Origin of the sequence: Algibacillus agarilyticus (assembly GCF_003286125.1) — a bacterium.
GTDB lineage: Bacteria > Pseudomonadota > Gammaproteobacteria > Enterobacterales > Alteromonadaceae > Algibacillus > Algibacillus agarilyticus.
Genome location: NZ_QMED01000015.1, coordinates 24,209 through 42,095, shown reverse-complemented (window position 1 = coordinate 42,095; position 17,887 = coordinate 24,209). Strand labels below are relative to the sequence as shown.

Sequence of the window (17,887 nt, the reverse complement as noted above, 5' to 3'; positions counted from 1 at the left end):
TCTAAAATTTAGGTCACATAAAAGCGTTTAGCTAATATTTTACTCGGGACTATTAAAGCAACAATAAGTAATGCCGCTAATGGATAGCCCGCCATTAACGTTAAGGCCGCATCAATAGGAATTAATCCTAATACTAAGGTCATAACCATGGCTTGAATATTGGCAGGGGTGTAGTCTTGTTGCAGTTTAATTATTTTGTACGACAAAAGCGCGAGGCCTGCCGCTACCACTACATACGTCAATAGACTGACCGCTTGTGTTATTTGCAATACCAGCAATAAACCAATCGCTGAACACACCAATATGGCCATGGCTACATAAGCTAAACCTTTACGATTAGCTTGTGTTTCGTCACGACTAAACAACGTGAGTGCAACAACATATAACCCGACAAAAAGCGCAAAATGCGCATATTCAGCCATTACATCAAACGCCGCTAAGACCATAAGCCAATTTAATGACCGACAAAGCCCCATCACGACACAGCCGATTAACTTTTCACGAGATAACACATTATAGGTAACAATGCTGACGAGCAATGCACAACTGACTGCAAACGTATGCAGGCCAAAATGCCATGCCATGCTTAAACCTAAAACGAATAAAGCAATCGAGGCAACCCAGGCTTGATGCAATGGGATTGCACCACTTGGGATAGGTCTTGACGGTCTTGATTGCTTATCTTCTTCTACATCTAAGCAATCATTTAGGATCATGCCGCCATGGTACAAGCACATGCTAATCGAGATTAATAACAGGACATCCAGCAAATTTAAATACATTTGCGAAGCGATCATACTCGCTGCGAGTACATTTGAAACCACTGTAAACGTGTTCGGTAGCCTAATAAGTCGGGCTAATTGAGAAAAAGATGACGACACTCATATATCCTAAAAAATAAAAAAGCGGGCTAAACCATACACTTTTGGTTATCGCACGCCAACTGCTTTATGTTTGAATTCGGATGCATGAATTAAGGTGTCTGTATTTTTTGAGCTTGGCTTGCGCTTAAAAAATCAGCACAGGCTTGCATGCATTGACTATCAATTTGATTAACTTCTATCGCAGCACCAATATGGGTTAACAACGTGATGCATAACACACCGCCTAAATGCTCACGAAACTCTTCAAGAGAAGCCGTTACATCTAATGTTTGTAATTCAGGACAGGTTAATTCAAAACCTAAATCTAGTAATAATTGCCAAATTTGATTATTTTGTTGCTCGCTGATCATGCCTTGACGGCAAGAGTACAAGGCATCTAGTGCAATGCCGATAGCAACAGCCTCGCCATGACGAATTCGATATTCAGAAAGCGCTTCTAATTTGTGAGCAGACCAATGACCAAAATCAAGCGGCCGAGCTGACCCCATTTCAAAGGGGTCGCCGCTGTTAGCAATATGATCTAAATGTAATTCAGCGCAACGATAAATCATCGATTGCACAGCGTCATCTTCAAAAGCAGCCAGTGCGTGTCGATTGGTATAAAGCTCATTAAAAAAATCAGGCGATTTAATTAAAGCGACTTTAACCGCTTCTGCCATACCAGCGCGTTTGTCACGTGCAGATAAAGTAGACAGTAGATTATGATCGTTGATGACAGCATAAGGCGGGGTGAAACAACCTAAATAATTTTTACGACCTAAATAATTAACCCCATTTTTTACACCAATACCCGCATCGTTTTGCGCTAACACCGTGCTAGGCATCCTAATAAGACGAATGCCACGATGTGCAGTCGCCGCGGCATAACCAACCGCATCAACGACGGCTCCGCCACCAATAACTAAGATATAAGAATGACGATCTATCTTTTCATCCGCCACCACCTGATAAATATGTTCAAGTACGGGGTCTTGAGTTTTAATTTTTTCGCCACCCGTAACCACTAACGGTTTTTTAACTAAATCAATTTTGTGCGCGAGGGCATAGCATTTGAGCTGAGTAATCATGTGTGGATGATGAGTAAATACATTTTCGTCTATCACCACGAGCATGCGAGCTGATTTACGCCCATCGGTCGACACTAAATTAGCAAGGTGATGGTTATCAATTGAAAAAGCATCTTGAGTAAATAAAACAGGGTAATTAAAACTTACCGTAACCTGCTGATTTATTGAACGTTCTTGCATAAAACACACCTTATTTAACCATCAAATTGCCGAATAAAACCCATAAAGATTAAAAATAGCGTGGGTTCATCATTAAGATCATCTACTGTACTCAGCTTATCTGAGTATAAAAACATTAAATTATATTTAAATATTCAATTATATGAAAGCCATTACCAAATTCATTAAGATAAAATCGGTTAACACTATAATAATATCAGCGTCTTTAATAAACAGTTAACAGGATGTACAACAGGTTAACAACGTTAAAAGGTGATAAATATTAGCGATGTAAACAGCAGGAATAGTGCAAAAAAAAGATAAGAGAGGTGTATCGCCGAGAGGTTCTGACTACGTATTTTGCAATGAATTTAGGATCAGACTGCAGCAAAAGTGTATGCTGCAGCGATTGAATCAATATACCCAAGTGGCTTAGGTATAGGTATAGGTATAGGTATAGGTATAGGTTAAGACAAGCTCAAACCAAATTGATAAACCTCTTTTTTCTTCAGGCCAAACGTATCCGCCACAATACCGGCGGCTACTTTAGGTGGTAAGTGCGCTAACAACGTCACTAATAATGCTTTCGATTTATCATCTAGGGCACTGACTTTAGGTGCACCCGAAATAATCACGACAAACTCGCCTTTTTGTTGATGGTGATCGGCGGTGATCCATTCAATAATATCACCCACTGGCCCACCTTTAATGGTTTCAAAGGTTTTAGTTAATTCGCGCGCAATAACGATATGGCGCTCTGTACCCAATGTAGCTTGAATATCGTTCAAACTTGCGAGTATTCGGTGTGTCGATTCGTAATAAACACTGCAATATTCACGCTCAAGCAAGCCGGCTAATATATCGCAGCGGGCTTTCGTTTTAGCGGGTAAAAAACCACCGTAATAAAATTGGTCTGTTGCAACACCGGCAGCACATAAAGCCGTAATAACAGCACTGGCCCCCGGAATAGGCACAACTTTGATACCAGCCGCTTGGCAATTTTTTACAATCACATACCCAGGATCATTAATTAAAGGCGTACCCGCATCCGAAATTAACGCGATTGAATCACCACCTTGCAAACGTTTAATTAATTTTACACTTTGCTCGGCTTCGTTATGATCATGATATGCAATAAGCGGGGTTTCGATTTCGTAACGGTTAAATAATTTACGCGCGACACGTGTATCTTCTGATGCCACCACATCAACCTCGGTTAACACCTCTAACGCGCGTGCCGTTATATCACCCAAGTTGCCAATGGGCGTTGCTACCACATATAAAATACCACTGTCGGCCATTATTTAACTCATTGTTTTTGATTGCGATTAAAGAGCGCTGATTATACCCGTTATCGAGCAAGATGCGAATTTATACCCCAGTTGACTTAGGGCGTGTTTATCTTTGTCGTATAGATTTTGTTCAATTTCAAAGCGTTTTGATCGCGGCATTGGCTTGATGGCATAGTGGTTCTACGTCACAAGCCAATAACAAAGAGCAAAACATTTTGGATTGAACCCAAAGGGCAGCGCAAGCCGATAGACACAGTTGGGTTATTACTTTTCATGATTTTTTCAATAAGAAATAGTCGAATCAGGTTTAGGTTAATTTCAATTTGGGTATACTACGCCAAGGTTAGATTTATCGATGCCGAATGAACGCGCTCATTCATCAATTGCTTTTTATACCCAAGTGGCTTGGGTATATTTAACATTGTTTTTTGCTTAGTATTTTGTTTAGTTATTGTACGTAAGGTGGTTACGCATAAATACGACTACGCAAAATAACAATGTATAACAACAAATAGTCCAAGGACGAATCAAAGCATGAAATCATTTCACCGTTGGCTTTATATTATGGCTTGTAGCAGCCTGCTGCTAGCCTGTGGTGGCACACCAAAACCGGTAGTTCCTAAAGTCGAAATTGCTAAGCCTTCCATTAAAGAAGCACCTAAGCGCAAAAAAGTGCTCACTGCTGATGATTATATACAACGCGCGGCAGAAGCAACATCGCTCGCGCAATCAACCCTTTGGTATACCCGCGCTGCCGATTTATGGGTTCAAGAACAAAATTACACCAAAGCACAAAGCTTACTTAATCAGCTCGACAGCACATTATTAACGCCTTATATGCAACAGCAGTTTAAGTTATTCAAAGCCGAAGCTTTACTTGGACTGCAACAACCCCAGTTGAGCTACAACATTGCGCTTGATTTACCCATTATAAAAAACTTTGAATTGCGCAGCGCTCAAATAAAAGCCCAATCGGCAATCGCCAGTAAAAATACCTTAACGGCGATACGCGCACTCATTACGTTAAAAAATCATACCTCGCCCGAAACACACTCTCCGATTAACGAAAACATTTGGCAACAACTCAATTTATTAGAAAAAGCAGCCTTAAAAAATTTCCAAGACATTACCGAATTTGAACTATCGGGTTGGCTACGTTTATTAAATATAACGCGAATTTATGCCAACACACCGGCTGATATGCTAGTCAATATAAGACACTGGCAAGCTCAATATCCGGCGCATCCAGCCGCAGAACAATTGCCAAATGCTTTGCAATTGGCTTTGCAAATTGAACCTTATAAACCGTATCGCGTGACTGTCTTTTTACCACTAAGTGGTAAATTTTCACGTCAAGGACAGTCAGTACAACAAGGTATATTGGCGGCTAATTACGACCCACAAAATTTATTGCGATTACACGAGTTGACATTTTTAGATTCTGAAACAACTGATTTTTCAACCCTTGAACTCGAAACGGATTTCATTATCGGCCCTTTGCTTAAACATAATATTAGCAAAGTGACAGAGCGCTTTGTCGACATTCCTGTTTTGTTGCTCAATCAAACAGATGATTTAACATTAACGCAGCAGCAATTTACGTTTAGCTTGTCACCCGAAGGCGAAGCGATTCAAGCGGCAGATAAATTAGCAGAACTGGGCTATAAAGCCCCTATTGTAATTGCCGCCAATAATGCCTATGGCAGACGTGTGGCTGAAACATTTGCCAAAACTTACACTGAAAAAGCAGATATAACGCCCGAAGTTGCCTATTTTAAAAACACCCAAGAAATGAAAACAACCGTTGAGGCTTTGCTCGACACAGCGAGTAGCCATAAACGTATTAAAACGCTTAAATCTCTATTTGGTAACCCAAGTAATTTCAACGCTGACGCACGTAATCGCCAAGATATCGACGTTATCTATATTTACGGGAATATTGGCCAGGTCAAAATTTTAAAACCCTATATTGATATTAACACAGCTCCTTTTGCTACTCCGGCACCACTGTTTACAACATCCAGTGGTTTTAGTACGAACTTAAGCATTGCCGATTTAAAAGATTTAAATGGAGTTAAATTTAGTGAAATGCCTTGGTTATTACCAAGTCGTAAGCAACAGCAAGCTCTCGCCCAAGAAATGCAAACGTTATGGCAAGGCAACGATGACAATACAACTCGCCTTTTTGCATTGGGGTTTGATGCCTTTAAATTGATCCCACATTTAGCACAAATGCGGGTGTTTCCGAGCTTTGAACATAAAGGTTTAAGTGGCGAACTTAGCATTACCCCCGAAGGTGTCGTTAACCGACAGCTGAGTTGGGCCCAATATAGCAATGAAAAAATTGTCGAATTTAAATCTATTCGATAATGCAATTGAGTCAATCACGACTCGAGCAAGTGGCGCTTATTATGAGCACAAAGCAAAGCAACACTTAAAGCAGTGTGGCTTAGTGATTGTGACACAAAATTTTAATGCAAAAGGCGGAGAGATCGATATTATTGCCCGCGACAACAATACGTTAGTCTTTGTTGAAGTCAGATATCGAAAAAGTAAAAGCCATGGCTCAGCGGCCGCCAGTGTTACACCAACAAAACAAAAAAGGTTACGCTCTGCAGCACAACAGTATTGCAAGCAACAAGGCTTAAATAGCCAACACACATATTTTCGTTTTGATATTGTCGCTTTCGACGGTAATAGCAAAGATATTAACTGGATCAAAAACGCGTTTTAAGATAACTAATTTATGCAAGAACTCATCAAACAAAGTTTTACTGAAAGTATACAAAGCAAAATAGTGGCAGCTGATATGCTCGCCGATGTGATTGAACATGCCGCTCAAACAATCGTGCAATGTTTATTACAAGATGGCAAGGTTATCTGTTGTGGAGATGGTATCGCTTATGGAGTCGCCGCGGCATTTACCTCAATGTTTGTTCATCCAATAGGTGCCGCTCGACCAAGTTTACCGGCTATATTACTGCAGGGCAACAACACGCAAATGTCGGTATCGGCAGGTTCAAATCAAGCCGAGTATCTCTATGCCGAGCAACTTAAAATCATGGCGCAACCTGGCGATGTTCTGGTAGTGGTTGCGAGTGATGCCAATAACCCGGTTTTAACTCGCACCATGGAAACGGCGGTTGCCAGCGATATGATCATTATCGCGATCACGGGAGATGAAGGCGGAGAAGTCGCGGGTTTAATCAGTGCAAACGATATCGAAATTAAAATTCCGGCAAACAAAGCCACACGTATTGTTGAAGTGCAACAGCTCATAGCGCACTGCTTGTGCGATGCCATTGTTAATACTTTATTTCCAGGAAGCTAACATGAAAAAGCATGTCGTATTCATTTTAATCAGTTGCTTGTTACTGCAAGGTTGCGCCGCTTTAGTTGTTGCAGGTGCTGTGAGTGCGGTTTCGACAGCACACGACAGACGCTCATTAGGTGCGCAGGTAGAAGATGAAGAGATCGAATTTAAATTAAACAATCGATTAGGTGAAACCGTTGAATTACATAAAGTCGTTAATGTTTCTTTTGTGAGTTACAACCGCCAAGTGTTAATTGTCGGTCAGGCCCCCTCTCGTCATTTAAGTTTAAAAGTTGAAGAGCTTGTGCACGAACAAACTGGTGTACGCACGGTATTTAACGAAATTAGAATCAAAAAGCCTGTCGGCTTAGATGTTCATTCTGATGACGTTTGGATCACCTCTAAAATCAAAAGTAAGTTACTCACCGCTAAAAATTTAGATGGTTCACATATCAAAGTGTACACAGAAGATGGTGAAGTTTTTTTAATGGGCTTAGTTAATGATGCTGAAGCTAAAGAAGCCATCAATTTAACACGCAATACCAACAGTGTTAAACGTGTTATAGATGTATTTGAACTCATAAAAGTACAATAACAATATAATAAAAACCTTAACTTAACGGATCGCTAAACACTTGTGATGTTATCAATCAGGAATACAATGAGTGACTGATTACCCTTTAATCTTAGGCATTGATGGGGGCGGCACTAAATGCAAAGCTGTACTTTTCTGCGCAGAACAACAAAAAATAATAGCGACCGGTATCGCCGGTCCTGCTAACCCTGTTCATGGTATAGAAGCAGCCCAAGCCGCCATTATTAGCGCAGCTCAAAGTGCATTACATCAAGCCAACTTACCCAGAAGCCAATTAGCTAACCTAGTTGTCGGTGCGGGTTTGGCGGGCGTTAATTTGCCCAAATATTTTGCCATCATGCAAGATTGGGCGCACCCTTTTCAAGACTTTCATCTCACAACCGATTTACATACCGCCTGTTATGGCGCGCATAATGCATTACATGGTTCAGCCATCATTATTGGCACAGGGTCATGTGGCGTATCACTTATTGACGATCAAACACTGATGTTCGGCGGACATGGTTTTGGTTTAGGCGATAAAGGGTCAGGCGCATGGATAGGGTTAACGGCAGTTCAGCATGTATTAGAAGCGTTTGACGGCATTGCAGCACCAACACAGCTCAGTGAACTCATTCTCAACAAGCTTAACGTGAGTGATCCCTACGCCATCATAGAACGTTTAACCAAAGCACCACCCGCGGCATATGGTCAGTTAGCGCCTTTAGTTTTTCAAGCTGCGACATTAGATGATGCCGTTGCACAAAGCATTTTACGTGATGGCGGGCACTACATTAGTGCATTAGCGCGTAAATTATTGGCTACAAACCCTCCTCGCTTATCTATTTTAGGAGGGCTAGCGCATTTAATGCAAGATTGGTTAGACCAAGATATTCGTGAAAAAACATTACCTGCGTTAGGACAACCGACAGATGGCTGCATTTTATTTGCACAACATAAACTAAAACAACGTTAAGCGCTTGATGCTCAAGTGACTTGAGCATCATCAAACACCGACAATAACGTTATTAGGTAATTCAATGATTCAATCTTTATTAGAACAAGAAGCGCGTGAAGTCCCTAGTCGGATCGCGCTACAATTAGAAGAGAATGATCACACCACCGACAAACTCGGCTCTCATCTGCGTTTAGTCTCGCCTAAATTTATCTATATCGTGGGCCGCGGCTCGTCAGATCACGCAGGTTATTTTGCTAAATATTTATTTGAAACCGAAACCGGTATTCCAGTCGTTAGTGCAACGCCTTCTGTTTCAACGGTTTATGGCAAAACAGTCAAACTACAAGGTGCATTGGTTTTACTCATTAGCCAATCAGGTCGCAGTGCCGATGTGTTAGAACAAGCCAAAATGGCTAAACGCGCAGGCGCTTATACCGTCGGGTTAATCAATGACGAAAATTCACCGTTATGTGAATTATGTGATGTGCTTTTACCCTTAAAAGCAGGCAAGCAAAATGCAATAGGCGCAACCAAAACCTTATTGATGACCATGAGCGCACTGATTCAATTAGCAGCGAAATGGTCACATAATAAAGCCTTGATTCAATCGCTTAATGCATTACCTGACTTACTGCAACAAGCCATTGATGCACCTCCAATGTTGTTACCTGAAAAAGTAGCCAATATAAAACACTGTGCGGTATTAGGCCGAGGTTTTGGTTATGCCGTTGCTCGCGAAATCACGATGAAATTGATGGGAATTTGTGGGATCCACGCTGAACCTTTTAGCTCGGCCGAATTTCTTCATGGCGGCATTCGTATGGCAGAGCAAGAGCTCACTATTTTTAGTATTATGTTGCGTGACGAAGCCTTTAAAAATCATCGAAATCAAATGCATGAGTTTACCGAACAAGGGTTAGTGATAACACCTATAGAGCAACCGGTATTAAAAGTACCTGATCGGCTCGCCCCTTTAATTTTTTTACAACGCTTTTATTTAGATGTTGCTCTCATAGCAAAAAGCCGTGGAATTGATCCAGATAACCCACCTGGTATTCAAAAAATGACAAAAACACTATAGCTTCATGATTTAAGACAGCATGATCAAAAAAATCAAAGCAGAATATTAACTTGGCCTGTTTTGTGCGTTAGTTATACCCCGAACGCTTTAAAACAATGACTAAGCGCTAAAATAACAAAAACATGGTTAATATGTCGACACACTACATTGCAGAAACATTATTTGATGGTGATCACTTCCATCATCACCTTGCCTTTTCAGTGACCAATGGAAAAATTAGCCAACTAGGTGGCGAGCCACATAAAAATGCAATCGCCCTATTAGGCACGGTGACAGCCGGGTTTATTGATGTGCAAGTAAATGGGGGTGGCGGAAAACTCTTTAATCATGCCCCATGCATCGCCACACTTAAAGCGATGATGCAAGCTCATGGCTCATTGGGAACAACGGGCATGCTGCCTACTTTAATTACGGATCAATTAAGCGTGATAGAGGCGGCGGCAGATACAGTCGCGAAAGCAATTAAAACCCAATTACCTGGAATTCTAGGCATTCATTTTGAAGGGCCACATCTATCTCAACCTAAACGAGGAGTGCATGCTAGCCAATATATTCGCCCTCTCAGCTCAGCTGAAATGCAAGTATACGAGCGTAATGATTTAGGCATTAAAATCGTTACGGTTGCACCTGAAAATGTGTCACCAGCCGATATAAAAAAGCTCGTCACTGCCAATGTTAAAGTGTGCCTCGGGCATTCAAATGCAGATTATGCAACAACAATGGCCGCTTTAGAGGCCGGGGCAACGGGATTTACTCATTTATTTAATGCAATGTCACCTTTGCAATCACGCGAACCCGGTATGACAGGTGCTGCTTTGCTGCATGCCGATTCTTGGTGTGGCATTATTATGGATGGACATCATGTTCACCCGGCTTCAGCTCAATTAGCGTTAAAAAGCAAAGCCGAAAAAATAATGCTCGTCACCGATGCCATGTCGCCTGTCGGTACCGATAAAACACATTTTGATTTTTTTGGCGGAAAAGTGGTGCGTGAAGGCAGTAAATTAACCACAGTTGAAGGTGTATTAGCCGGTTCAGTTTTAGACATGATAGGCGCGGTAAAATATTGCGTCGAAACGCTTAATTTACCTTTAGCACAAGCCCTGCGGATGGCCTCGACCTACCCCGCTAATTTTCTTGGTTTAAGTCAAAAACGAGGCAAACTAACCATCGGCCATCAAGCCGATTTTGTTGTTTTTAATCATGATTATGAAATAACACAACGCTACATTAACGGTATAAAACAAGTTTAAACGCAAATATTATAAGTTATTTAAAGAGATAATAAACAGGGGCTTATCTCTTTTCGCTAAGTTGTCATATCAAATGTTTATAATGAGTGCCTTGCAATATGCACGCGCATCCTATAGCTTAATTTTTATACGAAATAAAATATTGATATTGAATAATGCTCAACTGATTTGAGTACAAAATAGGCAGTCAACAAACACGCAATTAATGCTAATACTCATGGCAAAATAGTGTAATTAAGCTATGGTTTAATTAGCAATCAAATGTTTTAACAATAAGGATATTATCATGCTAGCTGAAGCGACACCGCCCCCTATAGAAAAAAGTAAACGAGCCCGTTCTGCTAAAGATAAAGAGCAAAAACGTGAGCTTATTCTCATGACGGCAGGACAGTTATTTGATGCCGAACCCGATGTACTTCCCACCGCAGCAGCAATAGCAACTCAATCAGGCATAGCCAAAGGCACTGTCTATTTATACTTTAAAAGCAAAGAAGAAATATTTTTAGCCTTGCTAGAACAACATTTTCGTAACTGGTATGCCGATATTACACAAGCCATCGTTTCAGAGAAGCCAGATGCAGACCAGATCATTAATGCTATTTGTCATTATATCGAGCAGCAGCCACAATTTTTCCGTTTAGCCAGCTTAAGTCATTCTGTAATTGAGCAAAACGTTGATATCAAAATTTTGATGGGTTACAAAAACAGAATGGCACAAATGGTAAAAACAACAGCCCAAGAACTTGCAGCGAAACTAGGTATAGACGATCACGAAACGTGCAGTCAATTATTAGTGCGCAGCTATGCAATGTTATTGGGCATTTGGCAAATATCGACACCGCCAGAAAAGGTTGAAAGGATCCTGAGCGCACCGAGTTTAAAAGTATTAAAACCTGAATTTAGTGAAGAATCGCAACTTTCTTTAGGCCAACTATGGTGTGGTTACTTAGAGCAAACAACGGCCAAAAATGGTTTTTGGAAACTCGGAAAGTTATTTAATTAATCACTTATACCCTTGTGCCTAGACGCATTTAATCAAAATTTCACGCAAATCCAATGTGAATACGAATGCAGACTAGCGTAATTAAAACATGAATACGCTAAGGTAGTTTTAATACCAAACTACCTTGGCATTAACATGTTAAAAAACTATTCACAATTCTTTTTATTTGCGTCCTTTTTCTCATTCTTCAATCAGGTTGCGGCCATGTCGGTGACGCAAGGTGAACTGATTACCCTAGAAAGCTTTCCATCAAAATTCATCAACAAACGGACTATCCGAATTTGGTTGCCAGATAACTATCGTGCGCTTCAGGCCGCAGGCGTGCGTTTTGATGTGATATACATGCAAGACGGTCAAATGCTGTTTGATGAATTAAGTACCTGGAACAATCAAGAATGGGGTGTCGATGAAACAGCCCATCAACTAATGAAAGAATCACAAACAGCCCCTTTTATTGTGGTGGGTATTGATAATGGCGGTCATCATTTAAGGCATGCAGAATACTTTCCTCAAGCACCTTTTGAGCAGCTATCAACCGAAAACCGCCAACGTGTTTATCAAGCAAAGCGTGATGAGCATAACCCTTTCTTTCAAGCCAAAATACAATCAGATCACTATTTACAATTTTTAGTCGACGAGCTTAAACCTTATATTGATAGAGAATACGCGACTCAGCCCACTCTCGAGCACACCTTTATTATGGGTTCAAGTATGGGCGCGCTCATTTCAATTTATGCTCTAACAAAATACCCTGACGTATTTGGTGGCGCGGCGTGTTTATCAACTCATTGGCCCGGCGTACATACCATGAGTAATAACCCCGTACCACAGGCTTTTATTGATTATTTCGCACAGCATTTACCGCAAGCCGGACGACATAAAATTTATTTTGACCATGGCACTGAAGGCGTTGATGCGCTTTATTCACCCACTCAAAAAGCAATCGATAAAATAATGCAAAATAAAGGCTATAAAATCGGCCATAACTGGCACTCAAGTGTTTTTGCTAAAGCTGACCACAGCGAAAAAGATTGGCGCGCTCGTTTACCCATTCCACTGCGCTTTTTATTAAATCGTAAATAAATTATCTATGCATACGTTTGCAGAACAAAGCCAAGCTACCTATCTTTGTTTATAGTTAAGCTAATTAACAATTCGTTAACCTAAATATATTTGGTGATACATGACAATTAATATCAATCGCACTACATTTACCCGTGCATTGCTAGCTTCAAGCTTAGCTTTAGCACTTTGTGCTTGCACAAGCAGCCAATCAGAAAATGAAACCGCTAAAACAACAAGCGACATATACAAAGACCCTGTTAATCGTGATGTACGCGATGATATTTTTTACTTTGTTATGCCTGATCGTTTTTATAATGGCGATAAAACCAATGACATGGGCGATCCTAAAACGCCAGTATCGTATGGTGGTTTTGATCCCAGCAAAAAAAGCCATTTCCACGGCGGCGACATGATGGGGTTACAAGAAAAAATACCTTACCTCGATGAGATGGGGATTACCGCAATTTGGATGACGCCTATTTTGCGTAACCAAGCAGTGCAAGGTGAAATAACCGGTTATCATGGCTATTGGGTACTCGATTTTACTGAAATAGACCCGCATTTAGGCACCAATCAAGATTTAAAAAACTTAATTGCAGCCGCACATGAACGTGGCATAAAGATTTACTTCGACATTATTACCAACCATACAGCCGATGTTATTAAGTTTGTTGAGTGCCATGGCGAGAAAGGCGACCGCTGGTCGTTAGATACAGGGCCTTGTCCGTATAAAAGTTTAGAGCAAGTTAAGAATGGTGATAAATATACTATCGTTGTACCTGAAGCATCAAAAAATATAAAAGTCCCAGAATGGCTTAATGACCCTAAGTATTATCACAATCAAGGTGATAGTACTTGGCAAGGTGAAAACTCAGTGTATGGCGACTTCGCTGGTTTAGATGACGTTGATACCGACAACCCAGAAGTGGTTAAAGGCATGATCGATATCTTTAAAAATATCATCGAAGAATTGCGGCCTGATGGTTTTCGCGTTGATACAGTCAAACATGTTAATACCGAATTTTGGGCAGAGTTTACCCCTGCAATCATCGAACACGCAAAATCGTTAGGCATGCCAAACTTCCATGTGTTTGGTGAAGTTTACGATGGCAACCCGCATGTATTAAGCCATTATACAACCGATGGAAAAATGCCCGCTATCTTAGATTTTGGCTTTCAAGGTGCAGTATACGATGTATTCGTTAACGAAACCGGCACCGATAAACTTCAAACCTTGTTTGACAACGATGATCTCTATAACGATGGCGATAGCAGTGCAGATTTAAATCTAAACTTTATCGGTAACCATGATATGGGGCGCTTTACTCACTTTTTAAGTAACTCAAAACGTAATTTAACCGAGCAACAAAAATTAGACAAAATTAAACTAGCCCATGCGCTAACCTATTTTGCTCGAGGTATTCCGGTTGTTTATTACGGTGATGAACAAGGTTTTGGTGGTACAGGTGGCGATATGGCGTCGCGCCAAGATATGATGCCGTCAAAAGTACCTGAATTTGTTAACGAAGATTTAGTTGGCAGTGATCAAACCCCCGCCGATGACAACTTTAATCAATCTCATCCTTTATATCTGTATTTTGCTGATTTGGCTAAAACCTATAAAGCACACTCAGCTTTACGTCATGGGGTGTTACACACTCGTGCAACCACAACCGATGGCCCTGGTATTTACGCGTTTTCACGTGTCGAACTCAATGACCCGGTTGAATACTTAGTCGTGTTTAATACAGCTGAACAAGCTAAATCGATTAATTTAGCCGCAACAACAGCGAGTTATACCGACGTGATTAGTCAGCAAAAGGTGATGGCTAATAATAGTCATGTTAATGTAAACGTACCCGCAATGAGTTATCGTATATTAAAAGCTAAAACCCCGATTAAACCAAGTCGTTTAGGCGCATTAACACTAACCGATATACCAGAAAAAATAGCAGGCGATGTGCAGTTAGGCTACACCTTAGCCGATGCGGCTTCAAACCCCGTTCCGGTGTTCGAACTCACCACCGAGTTAAGCATTGATGGGGGTGAATATCAAAAAGTCTCTTTTGATAATACATTACCGTTAACCGTACAGTTTGATGTTCATGCGTTACCTAATGGAACAAAATTAAGTGTACGGACGACAGCCACTAACTTTAAAAATGATGAATCAGAAACAGTACATTCTTTTGTCGTTAATCAATAAACCGTACCAACAGAAGAATTAAGACCGAGGTCTTAATTTAAAAAACCAGCCTTAAACGGCTGGTTTTTTTATATGCGTTAATCTATAAATTAAAATGAAAAGTGTATGATTATGAATGGGGTTGAGTGGCGTTTTCTAAATCCGTAATGATCTGTAAAGCCGCTTCTCTGGTCTCACCACAAATAGCCGCTTCGGCTTTAAATAATGAGCACAACGCGGGCCGCTCAGGCTGATTAAATATTTTACAAAGGTTATCATCATCTAATTGTATACAGCGCACGCCAGCAGGCTTACCGTTTGGCATACCGGGTATTGGTGTATTAATTGAAGGGGCAATACAACAAGCGCCACAATGTAAGCGACATTCCATTTAAACCTTCTTCTTTATTACAAAATATAAAAACAAAAAAGCCGAGTGATTAAACTCGGCTTTGATTAAACACGCTAATTTTTTTAGATAGGTTTATAACTCACCCATCGTGCTGCGTATTTTTTTCATGGCATTTTTTTCTAATTGACGAACGCGCTCAGCCGACACATTATATTTTGCCGCTAAATCTTGCAGTGTCATTTTACTGCCATCATCTAACCAACGAGCCGATATAATATCTTGGCTACGTTCATCTAATGTTTTAATGGCGCTAAATAAACGTGTATTAGCTTGATTTTGCCATTGTGCGCCAGAAACACCTTCCGCTAAATCCGATGCTGAATCTTCTAAATATTGCGCCGGAGCAAATGCAGCCGAGCCATCGTCATTATCAACAGGTAAATCAAATGTTTGATCTTGGCTACTCATGCGTGATTCCATTTCAAGCACATCAGATGATGAAACACCTAAATCAGCGGCAACCGCTTGAACTTCATCATGGCTAAACCAACCTAAACGTTTTTTAGACTTACGCAGATTAAAAAACAGTTTTCGCTGTGCTTTTGTCGTTGCAACTTTAACAATGCGCCAGTTTTTAAGAACATATTCATGGATCTCAGCTTTGATCCAATGTACAGCAAACGAAACAAGACGTACGCCAACACTTGGGTCAAAACGTTTAACCGCTTTCATTAAACCAACATTGCCTTCTTGAATTAAATCAGCTTGTGGCAAACCATAACCTGAATAGCTTTTCGCGACATGTACGACAAAACGTAAATGCGACATAATCAAGCGCTGAGCGGCTTCTATGTTTTCATTTTCAACCAAATCAATTGCGAGGCTGCGTTCTTCATCTACACTTAAAACAGGGATGCTATTAACCCCTTGGATGTAAGAATCTAAGCTGCCGACCTGAGGTACAATAGCTAAAGCCGTACCAGTGGTTTTGAATGTCATGCAGAACTCCTTATTAGATAACTACAATTGTATTACGATAAAAATTACTTGCTAGCACTCTAGCAAATCACTTGCAAAGAATCTAGCACTCTGTCGGGTTGAATTCTAATAATTTTGTCGCAATTATCAGGTTATTCATCAAATAAATTCAGCTTATCGCATAATAAGCCCTACTTTAGATTAAATTAATGTTATTAACCCAAAACAACAAATAATATATTCCACTGCAACCCACAAAGTGCTACATTTTAATTACAAGACATTAACAAGATAGTGAGTTTTACATCGTAAAATTATATTTTTGTTAGTTAACGAATTATTAATACATCTTAATATAACCTCGTTACGCTGAACCACGTAAACAGTGATACCGTTCAGCAATACACTTAAGATATTTCAAATGGTTGGATCGTATTATGGAAACATATGTCGCAAGGCAAGCTATATTAGATATAAATTCAGACGTTCACGCTTATGAATTATTATTTCGTGATGGCGTAGACAACAGCTTTCCACTTAATATGTGCCCTGATCAAGCCACTTCAAAAATTTTGGCGCAGAATCATTTAATGACGGGACTTGAAACCCTGACGGGCGGCAAAGATGTCTTTATCAATTTTTTTGAAGACACGCTATTAAACCGCTTTCCAACGTCTTTAGATCCCGATACCACGGTTATTGAAATACTAGAAACCGTACCCATTAGTTCCGAACTGCTAGATGCCTGCCGTCATATCAAAAAACAAGGTTACCGGTTAGCATTAGATGATCATGACTTTGATCCTAAATGGGATATTTTTTTACCTTATATCGATATTATTAAAGTTGATGTATTACAATTTAATATCTTGCAAATATCGAAGTACGTAAGGCGTATTGCCGGTTTTGGCGTTACTTTACTCGCTGAAAAAGTCGAGACCCGCGAACAATTTGAACAACTAAGAACGTTGGGCTTTACTTTATTCCAGGGTTATTATTTTGCTCGCCCCGAGATACTAAAGAAAAAAGCATTATCGAGCAGTAAACTAAACTTACTACAATTGATTAGTGAATCATGCAGTATTAAGTTAGATTTAGAAAAAATAGCTAATATCATCGAACGCGACGTCGCCCTTTCATATAAATTATTACGTTTTATAAACAGTTCCGCCTTTGGTCGCTCACAAAAAATAGGCTCGCTTAAACATGCCTTAATTTATATGGGCGAAGCCGAACTGAAAAAATTTATTGCGTTGCTAGCTTTAGCTAACTTAAATGATGAAAAGCCCAGTGAATTAGTGGCGCTTTCAGTGGCTAGAGCCCGATTTTGTGGTCAAGTCGCCAACTTAATGCACGAAGCTGAAAATCCACCAACCGCATTCTTAACCGGTATGTTCTCTCTTGTTGATGCGATGCTTGATGAAGATATGTTAAGTTTATTAAAAAATTTACCGGTGTTGGACGAGATAAAAGAAGCACTTATTACAGGCCAAGGTAAATTAGGTGAATATTTACAACTTGCACTCGATTATGAACGTGCTAATTGGCAAGAAATGGAAGAGCATGCCGATAGGTTAGATTTAGACACCGATGAAATCAGTCGTATTTATATTGAAGCAGTGACTTGGGCTAACTCCATCACTCAAAACAATGCCGGTGAAGAAGCCGCTTAAAGAGTTGAACAACTCAGCGGCTAAATTAACGTGCTTGTTATTATCAAGCA

16 protein-coding genes are annotated in these 17,887 nt (G+C 40.3%); 11 read left to right on the top strand and 5 right to left on the bottom strand.

Annotated elements, in window-relative coordinates:
• Positions 1 to 8 precede the first annotated feature (8 nt).
• From DPX34_RS12650 to rsmI, 3 genes are all read right to left on the bottom strand, one after another.
• Positions 9 to 881 carry a UbiA family prenyltransferase gene (locus tag DPX34_RS12650; protein ID WP_111978796.1) on the bottom strand — a complete coding sequence of 291 codons (873 nt, stop codon included), beginning with the start codon at positions 879 to 881 and terminating at the stop codon, positions 9 to 11.
• Positions 882 to 973: 92 nt separating this feature from the next.
• Complete coding sequence (locus tag DPX34_RS12645) at positions 974 to 2,131, bottom strand: 3-dehydroquinate synthase (RefSeq protein WP_111978795.1); 1,158 nt, start codon at positions 2,129 to 2,131, stop codon at positions 974 to 976.
• A gap of 446 nt (positions 2,132 to 2,577) precedes the next feature.
• On the bottom strand, positions 2,578 to 3,411 hold the full coding sequence (rsmI, locus tag DPX34_RS12640) for a 16S rRNA (cytidine(1402)-2'-O)-methyltransferase (RefSeq protein WP_111978794.1): 834 nt from the start codon (positions 3,409 to 3,411) through the stop codon (positions 2,578 to 2,580).
• A 525-nt stretch (positions 3,412 to 3,936) separates the two neighbouring features.
• Here rsmI and DPX34_RS12635 point away from each other — a divergent pair.
• The 10 genes from DPX34_RS12635 to DPX34_RS12590 all read left to right on the top strand — a co-directional run bounded on the left by DPX34_RS12635 (position 3,937) and on the right by DPX34_RS12590 (position 14,855).
• The gene (locus DPX34_RS12635; protein ID WP_111978793.1) at positions 3,937 to 5,772 is read left to right on the top strand and encodes a penicillin-binding protein activator; all 1,836 of its coding nucleotides are present in this window, start codon (positions 3,937 to 3,939) and stop codon (positions 5,770 to 5,772) included.
• Entirely contained in the window at positions 5,738 to 6,136 is a 399-nt protein-coding gene (locus tag DPX34_RS12630; protein WP_111978792.1) for a YraN family protein, read from the top strand. The genes DPX34_RS12635 and DPX34_RS12630 overlap by 35 nt, the downstream gene beginning before the upstream one ends.
• Positions 6,137 to 6,148: 12 nt before the next feature.
• The gene (locus DPX34_RS12625) at positions 6,149 to 6,733 is read left to right on the top strand and encodes an SIS domain-containing protein (protein WP_111978791.1); all 585 of its coding nucleotides are present in this window, start codon (positions 6,149 to 6,151) and stop codon (positions 6,731 to 6,733) included.
• A gap of 1 nt (position 6,734) precedes the next feature.
• Entirely contained in the window at positions 6,735 to 7,310 is a 576-nt protein-coding gene (locus DPX34_RS12620; RefSeq protein WP_198673703.1) for a BON domain-containing protein, read from the top strand.
• A gap of 70 nt (positions 7,311 to 7,380) precedes the next feature.
• Positions 7,381 to 8,265, top strand: coding sequence for an N-acetylglucosamine kinase (gene nagK, locus DPX34_RS12615; protein WP_111978789.1), 885 nt, complete (start codon positions 7,381 to 7,383; stop codon positions 8,263 to 8,265).
• Positions 8,266 to 8,329: 64 nt separating this feature from the next.
• Positions 8,330 to 9,328 carry a glucosamine-6-phosphate deaminase NagB-II gene (nagB-II, locus tag DPX34_RS12610; RefSeq protein ID WP_111978788.1) on the top strand — a complete coding sequence of 333 codons (999 nt, stop codon included), beginning with the start codon at positions 8,330 to 8,332 and terminating at the stop codon, positions 9,326 to 9,328.
• A 131-nt stretch (positions 9,329 to 9,459) separates the two neighbouring features.
• The gene (gene nagA, locus DPX34_RS12605) at positions 9,460 to 10,581 is read left to right on the top strand and encodes an N-acetylglucosamine-6-phosphate deacetylase (RefSeq protein WP_111978787.1); all 1,122 of its coding nucleotides are present in this window, start codon (positions 9,460 to 9,462) and stop codon (positions 10,579 to 10,581) included.
• A 286-nt stretch (positions 10,582 to 10,867) separates the two neighbouring features.
• On the top strand, positions 10,868 to 11,584 hold the full coding sequence (locus DPX34_RS12600) for a TetR/AcrR family transcriptional regulator (RefSeq protein ID WP_111978786.1): 717 nt from the start codon (positions 10,868 to 10,870) through the stop codon (positions 11,582 to 11,584).
• A 135-nt stretch (positions 11,585 to 11,719) separates the two neighbouring features.
• Positions 11,720 to 12,667: an alpha/beta hydrolase gene (locus DPX34_RS12595; protein WP_198673702.1), complete on the top strand. Its 948-nt coding sequence runs from the start codon at positions 11,720 to 11,722 to the stop codon at positions 12,665 to 12,667.
• Positions 12,668 to 12,767: 100 nt separating this feature from the next.
• Positions 12,768 to 14,855: an alpha-amylase family glycosyl hydrolase gene (locus tag DPX34_RS12590; protein WP_232824727.1), complete on the top strand. Its 2,088-nt coding sequence runs from the start codon at positions 12,768 to 12,770 to the stop codon at positions 14,853 to 14,855.
• Positions 14,856 to 14,964: 109 nt separating this feature from the next.
• On the opposite strand, the gene DPX34_RS12585 is transcribed toward DPX34_RS12590, so the two are convergent.
• Both DPX34_RS12585 and rpoH read right to left on the bottom strand, forming a co-directional pair.
• Positions 14,965 to 15,225, bottom strand: a complete 261-nt coding sequence (locus DPX34_RS12585; protein WP_111978784.1) for a YkgJ family cysteine cluster protein — start codon at positions 15,223 to 15,225, stop codon at positions 14,965 to 14,967.
• A gap of 93 nt (positions 15,226 to 15,318) precedes the next feature.
• Positions 15,319 to 16,185: an RNA polymerase sigma factor RpoH gene (gene rpoH / locus DPX34_RS12580; RefSeq protein WP_111978783.1), complete on the bottom strand. Its 867-nt coding sequence runs from the start codon at positions 16,183 to 16,185 to the stop codon at positions 15,319 to 15,321.
• A gap of 416 nt (positions 16,186 to 16,601) precedes the next feature.
• On the opposite strand from rpoH, the gene DPX34_RS12575 reads away from it, so the two are divergent.
• Positions 16,602 to 17,837, top strand: a complete 1,236-nt coding sequence (locus tag DPX34_RS12575) for an EAL and HDOD domain-containing protein (RefSeq protein ID WP_111978782.1) — start codon at positions 16,602 to 16,604, stop codon at positions 17,835 to 17,837.
• Positions 17,838 to 17,887: the final 50 nt, after the last annotated feature.

Excerpts from the sequence above, each read along its gene's own strand:
- nagB-II (WP_111978788.1), top strand. The coding sequence starts at position 8,330 with ATGATTCAATCTTTATTAGAACAAGAAGCGCGTGAAGTCCCTAGTCGG.
- DPX34_RS12635 (WP_111978793.1), top strand. The coding sequence starts at position 3,937 with ATGAAATCATTTCACCGTTGGCTTTATATTATGGCTTGTAGCAGCCTG.
- DPX34_RS12630 (WP_111978792.1), top strand. The coding sequence starts at position 5,738 with ATGAAAAAATTGTCGAATTTAAATCTATTCGATAATGCAATTGAGTCA.
- DPX34_RS12645 (WP_111978795.1), bottom strand. The coding sequence starts at position 2,131 with ATGCAAGAACGTTCAATAAATCAGCAGGTTACGGTAAGTTTTAATTAC.
- DPX34_RS12585 (WP_111978784.1), bottom strand. The coding sequence starts at position 15,225 with ATGGAATGTCGCTTACATTGTGGCGCTTGTTGTATTGCCCCTTCAATT.
- DPX34_RS12620 (WP_198673703.1), top strand. The coding sequence starts at position 6,735 with ATGAAAAAGCATGTCGTATTCATTTTAATCAGTTGCTTGTTACTGCAA.
- DPX34_RS12595 (WP_198673702.1), top strand. The coding sequence starts at position 11,720 with ATGTTAAAAAACTATTCACAATTCTTTTTATTTGCGTCCTTTTTCTCA.
- rpoH (WP_111978783.1), bottom strand. The coding sequence starts at position 16,185 with ATGACATTCAAAACCACTGGTACGGCTTTAGCTATTGTACCTCAGGTC.
- rsmI (WP_111978794.1), bottom strand. The coding sequence starts at position 3,411 with ATGGCCGACAGTGGTATTTTATATGTGGTAGCAACGCCCATTGGCAAC.
- nagA (WP_111978787.1), top strand. The coding sequence starts at position 9,460 with ATGTCGACACACTACATTGCAGAAACATTATTTGATGGTGATCACTTC.
- DPX34_RS12600 (WP_111978786.1), top strand. The coding sequence starts at position 10,868 with ATGCTAGCTGAAGCGACACCGCCCCCTATAGAAAAAAGTAAACGAGCC.
- DPX34_RS12575 (WP_111978782.1), top strand. The coding sequence starts at position 16,602 with ATGGAAACATATGTCGCAAGGCAAGCTATATTAGATATAAATTCAGAC.
- DPX34_RS12625 (WP_111978791.1), top strand. The coding sequence starts at position 6,149 with ATGCAAGAACTCATCAAACAAAGTTTTACTGAAAGTATACAAAGCAAA.
- DPX34_RS12590 (WP_232824727.1), top strand. The coding sequence starts at position 12,768 with ATGACAATTAATATCAATCGCACTACATTTACCCGTGCATTGCTAGCT.